This window comes from Microbacterium umsixpiens (assembly GCF_053543675.1).
This window is the reverse complement of sequence record NZ_JBLVOH010000116.1, coordinates 8,431-8,739: the sequence shown is the minus strand read 5'-3', so window position 1 is coordinate 8,739 and position 309 is coordinate 8,431. Positions and strand designations below refer to the sequence as shown.

The window sequence follows — 309 nt, the reverse complement described above, 5'->3', positions numbered from 1 at the left end:
TGTTGAGGATCTGCGCGAGGCCGAGCGAGATGACGACCGTGAACAGCACGACCGACACGACCCACACGATCGTGCGGAAGAAGATCGGCCAGAACTCGGCGAACGTGAAGACCGTGACGAAGTTGTCGAAGCCCACCGATCCCTTGTCGAGGCCCGACAGCGAGATGTCCCGTGTCGAGTTGAAGAACATCACCCCGGCGGGGAAGAACACCACGCCGATGATGAGGAGGAGTGCGGGTGCGATCCAGGGCAGAGCCTGGAGCAGGTCCTTTCCGCCCGGCCTGCCGCGCACGGCATCCGGGGTCTTCC

The 309-nt window shown here is 63.8% G+C and carries 1 pseudogene; it reads right to left on the bottom strand.

Annotated features, from left to right (window positions below):
- Positions 1–309, bottom strand: a pseudogene (locus tag ACNPM4_RS11670) (sugar ABC transporter permease); the annotation flags it as partial.